The sequence below is a fragment of the Sporanaerobium hydrogeniformans genome, assembly GCF_002735925.1.
In the GTDB taxonomy this organism is placed as follows: domain Bacteria; phylum Bacillota; class Clostridia; order Lachnospirales; family Cellulosilyticaceae; genus Sporanaerobium; species Sporanaerobium hydrogeniformans.
Map to the genome: position 1 here is coordinate 1 of NZ_PEDL01000045.1, position 6107 is coordinate 6107.

General features: G+C 36.7%; 1 protein-coding gene. It reads left to right on the forward strand.

Annotated elements, in window-relative coordinates; all coding sequences use genetic code 11:
* Positions 1-239: 239 nt before the first annotated feature.
* Positions 240-6107: family 43 glycosylhydrolase (locus CS063_RS17180; protein WP_143452489.1), on the forward strand; the 5868-nt coding region annotated here is incomplete at its 3' end.

Genomic DNA, 6107 nt, shown 5'->3' on the forward strand with positions numbered 1-6107 from the left:
GAGTGTAGGGTTATTATCTGGAACAAGTGCAACCACAATGGAACCACAAAGAGAATTAACACGTGCAGAGATGATGACTTTAATTATTAAGTTAAATGAGTTATTACCAACAATGAATTAAAGCAAAGGTAATAAAGAATTAATAGAAATACGGTGTGAATTATAGAGCTACTTAATAAAGTCTTAAATTCACACCGTATTTAAATTAAAGAATTTATTTTAGTATTAAGGAGATAATTATGAAAAATATAAGAAGGAAATCACTTTCACTTTTATTATCTTTAACCGTACTAATGAGTACATTTTTAGGATTAACGCCAGTTAATGTATGGGCAAGTTCGTCTATCCTACTCTTTGAAGATACATTCCAAAATCCTCAAACGACTAGCCAAGCATGGTCTATTAATGCAGGAACTTGGGATGCAGAATGGAGTTTAAAAGCGAATCCTACAGAAGCAGAGAAAGATGCACTTTTTTATGAACGTAAAGCGAGCGAGGGCTATTTAACGGTAGGAGATACAGCCTGGTCAGATTATACAATTGAAACAAAAGTATATATGCCTACAGGTGATTCATGGATTAACCTAAGAGGACGTGTGCAAGCAGATAGTAGTAAATATTATCAAATGGGTTATAATCCTGGTACAAAAACTATTAGCTTACAAGTTGGTTCACAATCTTTAAAAGACTATCCTATGACTTTAAATGCCAATCAATGGTATACATTTAAAATGACCTTTAATGGTAATAGAATTGAAGGTTATGTTGATAATCAAAAAATTATGAGTGCAGTAGATAATACATATAGCTCTGGTAAAGCAGGGTTAAGGACGAACTGGGGAAGCATGTATGTTAGTGAGTATAGAGTAAAAAGCATTCCAGAAAACAATGTAGTATTAACCAGTACAGGAAAAACAGCTACATCTGTTGCTTTAGACTGGGAAGATGTAGTAGGTGCTACAGCATATACGGTATATCGCTCAACTACTCCTGATAGTAGCTATACAGAAGTTTATAGTGGAGGAGCTTCTACTTATACAGATACAAGTGTAACAGAAGGAACAATATACTATTATAAAATGACATTTACTGATGGAGAAGAATCTCAATTTTCAAACGTAGTAAGTGTTATTCCTTCAGCTTCAGCCAATGCATATACTATTGCATTAGATGCAGTAACATATACATTAGCTAAAGGTAAAACACATGCAATAAAAGTTACTAAAACAAATGAAGATAGCTCAATCGAAAATGTAACAACTGAATCAACTTATATATCATCAGATGAAACCATAGCTACGGTAGATGCACAGGGTATAGTAAAGGCAGTTAACTTAGGTAAGACTACAATTACTGTAACATACGATAATAAGGATTATACAATCAATGTGACAGTAGCAGAAGATGCCATTTTATATTATACCTTCGATGAAGGAAGTGGGAGCACAGTAGTAGATGGGACAGGCAATGGACATAGTGCAACTGTAAAAGGTGGGGCCACTTGGGTAAGTGGTGGAGGAATAGCTTTTGATGGTGTAGATGATTATATAGAACTGCCACAAAATATTCTAACCGGTTTAGACAGTATTACTATATCTGCTCAAGTATACGTTGACACAAAAGCAAAGTATCCTGCATGGATTTTTAACTTTGGATCCTCTACAGACCCAAATAGCAATGAAAATGCAAATTACTTAGGGTTTATTTTAAATACAGATAAGTTTAGAGTCGCTAGTACAAAAACGCGTTGGTCTGGTGAAAAAAATACAACAGTTAACAGTGTCTATAACAAAGGAGTATGGCAAACCATTACTTATACTCAAACAGGGCAAACAGGTGTAATCTATGTAGATGGAGAAAAATTAGGTGAAAACAGTGGGATGACTTATCTGCCAAAGGACATTATAAATACCTATAACTTTATTGGTAGAGCGCCTTATGTAGGTGATCCTTACTTTAAAGGAAAGATATCAGATTTTAAGATTTACAATAGAGCACTGAGCAGTATGGAAATTAAAGATATTTATTCAGAGACTGAACAAAGCATGTTTGAAAAAGATTGTAATACACTTAGTTTGGGCGATGTAAGTGCAGTAACAGAGGACTTAGTACTTCCAACTAAAGGAGAATATGGCAGTACTATTACCTGGACATCTAATAAACCAGAAGTCATTGAAAATAATGGAATAGTACATCGACCAGCAGCAGATGCTCAAGACGTAGAAGTTATCTTAACAGCTATATTAACAAAAGGTATTTATACACAGACTAAACAATTTCCAGCGACAGTTATAAAACAGCTTGATGAGGCAGGACAAGTAGCATTAAAGCTCAAGGAAGATTATAATGCACTTGAACTCTATAATACAGATGACGTCAGAGGTAATTTGCCACTTGTTAGAGAAGGAGCGAATGGTTCGACTATTGATTGGGAGTCATCAGATACCAGGATTGTGACAGATAACGGTCAAATTGGTGAATTATACGATGGGGGGATAGTAAATCGCCCAGAGGCTAATCAAACACCAGCAAATGTTCAGTTAACGGCAAAACTGTCTTTAAATGGGCAAGAAATGACGAAGGTTTTTGATGTTACTGTACAGCCAAAACCTAAAAATTTAGACACAGAATATACAGCAGGTTATCTGTGGACATATTTTAAAGAAACTGATTATGAAAAGATTTATTATGGCTACAGCCCCGACGGAGCAAATTGGACAAAATTAAATAAAGATCAAAATGATATTTCCCAGTATATTTTACAAAATAGCAGTGGGACTAAAGGTGTACGTGATCCGCATTTGATACGTTCTGCTGAAGGAGATAAATATTGGATTTTAGGTACTGACCTACATGCTGAAGGTACAGCACCAGGTAAAACTTGGGATCAACTTAATGCCAGTCAAAAGCTAGTTGTTTGGGAATCTAATGATATGGTAAATTGGACTGAATCTAGGCTAGTATTTGCTGGATTTCCTTATGCTGGATGCGTATGGGCACCTGAGGCAATTTATGATGAGGAGACAGGAGATTATCTTGTATACTGGTCAGGACGTGATCAAAGACAGAATGGGACAAATGATTGGGCACTACGTGTATATGTTTGCCGTACCCGCGATTTTCACACATTTACAGAGCCACAAGTATGGCTTAATGAAGATAATCCAAGTGGAGGAGAGGTAAATATCATTGATTCATCAATTACTAAAATTGGTGACTATTATTACCGTTTTTCAACTTCAGATTGGTTAACTGTGATTGATCGTTGTAAGACATTAAGTGATTCCCCCTATGATGTTAATAATCCTAATAGTAGTGAATGGGAACGTGTGATGGCACGTGGTAAATCTGCAGTAGCAGGACTTGATTCGATGGAAGGTATAACATCTTACGAATTGCCAGACGGTACAATTTGCGTTATGGGAGATAATAGCGCTTATCGTGGTTTTACGATTAGTAAGGAAGATATGGAAAGCTTAAATCTTACTTTTAAAAGATTGAGTAGTACTTTTAAGGATGGTAATTTCCGCCATGGTTCAGTGCTTCGTCTTTCTAAAGCGGAAGAAGCACGTATATTAGCAGCTTTTGGTGGGGACGAATTAGTAGGACCAGCAACACGTCCTGCTTCGGATGAAAATGGTCTATTTTTTAGTGAAGATTTTGAGAGCACTGTAGATGGCAATCTTACTCTTAAGGGAAATGCTACAGTGGCTAGTGGTAAACTAGTACTCGATGGCACATCAGGCAGTTATGCTAAATTACCTGCGGGCTGGATGGACGGCCTTGACCAGGCTACTATTTCTTTTGATATTAAAACGGAATTAAGTAGTGGTAATTTCTTTACCTTTGCAATTGGACAAGATAGTAATAAGTATATGTTCTTTAGGGCGAGGGGAAATGACTTTTATACGGGTATAACAACTAGTAGTTATACAGCAGAGTCTAAGATGGCAGGAACAGTGTCAAATGCAGTGAGTAACTGGAAGAATGTCATCCTTACCTTTGATGATAATAAGATGAAATTATATGTTGATGGCAAGCTTGTTGCTAGTAATAATACGAGTGCTACAAAACTAAGTGATTTAGGAGAGAATGTAGATATTCTCTTTGGGAAATCGTTCTATTCTGGGGATGCATATTTTAAAGGAAGCTATGATAACATTAAATTCTATGACCGTGCACTAGGTGGTGTTGAAATTGCAGCAATGAACAATACAACACCAACGTTAATTAATGGTGCTTCAGTTGGAATACCTGCAGTGAGTGGGGAGGCTGGTTTAGATGAACATACAACCATCTTGAGTAAATTAGAAAATAATGAATTAATTTCTATTATCAAGGCATATAGCTATGATAAAGAGACTAATACTTCTACAAAAGTTGATATTACTAATATTCCGTTAATGCTTGATTTATTGGAAGATAGGGTAGCATTAACAATTGATGGTAAATCCTTTAAAAATGGTGACACAGTTGATTTGAGTAAAAATTTATCTGTAGTAGCAACATATACTTATAATTCACAAGAGTACACTCAAGAGATTGTAGTTAAAACTCCGGAGCTTGCTTATAATCCTGTTTTACCAGGACAGTTTGCAGATCCTGATATTGATCAATTTGATGGAAAGTACTGGATATTCCCCACAACTGATGGGTTTAGTGGATGGAGTGGGACTACATTCTATGCTTTCTCTTCAGACTCACTTGAAGGACCTTGGCATAACGAAGGACCTATTCTTGAGGTTAACAAAGATGCAGTTGAAGCAATGAATACAGTTCATAACTATACCGTTCCAAAGAGTCCATGGTCTATAGGCTCTGCTTGGGCGCCATCCATTGAAAAAATAGGTAATAAGTATTATTTCTTTTATTGTGCGAAGGAAAGTAGTGGTAGTTCAAGTATAGGCGTTGCAGTTGCAGATAAACCACAAGGACCATATAGTGCGCAGACTAGTCCATTAATTACTTATAGCTCATCTAATACAGCAGGAGCAAAAGTAGGACAAGCCATTGACCCTTCTATTTTTACAGATATAGATGGTAAACACTATATTTATTATGGAAATGGTTCAGCAGCGGTGGCAGAATTGGAAGTTAATGATAATGGTATAGTAAGTATTAAGAGTGGCACAACTCGATTACTTCAAGGATTAACCGACTTCCGTGAGTCAGTTATAGTATTACGAATTGGAGATACATATCACTTTACATGGTCGTGTGATGATACAGGTAGTGAGAACTATCGTGTAAACTATGGTACATCGAATAGTCCTTATGGTCCTGTTACACAAAAATATTTATTATTACAAAAGGATAAAGAAAAGGGTATGTTGGGCACTGCACACCAGTCAATGATGCAAGATGCTGACACAGGTAAATACTATATTTCTTATCATCGTTTCTATATGCCACTTGGTATTTATACTAGCGGTCTTGGTTATCACCGTGAAACCTGTATTAATGAAGTACCTTATGATGAAAAAAGCGGTCTACTTCTTGCAATTAAACCAACTATGGCAGGTGTAACAGATGACATCATCTTGGCAGATGGTTCGGTTTATGCGCCTAAAAAAGTTATTACAGGCGTTGCATCAGTAGAAGTAGGTACAGAGATAGGAGTAGCTCCAGTATTACCTAAAACAGTGAAGGTAACCTATAGTGATAATACAACAGGGAATATAAATGTGACTTGGGATGCTGTTTTACAAGAACAGTATGCAATAATAGGCAGCTTTATAGTAGAGGGGACAGTAGAGGGAACAGAACTTCGTGCAAGAGCAGAGGTAACTGTTAGTGAAAAACCTGTTATTACACCTACAATCACAGGATTAAAAACAGTGCAAGTAACAACAATGGCAGGCACAAAGCCTCAATTACCGCTGCAAGTGGAAGCAACTTATAGTGATACGACAAAAGCCATGGTAAATGTAGTATGGGATACTATTTTAGCAGAAAAATATGCACAAGCAGGTACATTTGTTGTAGAAGGAATGGTAGAAGGAACAACTCTTCGTGCTAGGACGGAAGTAACAGTTAAAGCTACTTCTTCAGGCGGAGGTGGTTCAGGCTCAAGCGGTAGCTCATCATCCGGTGGAGGAACACTCCCT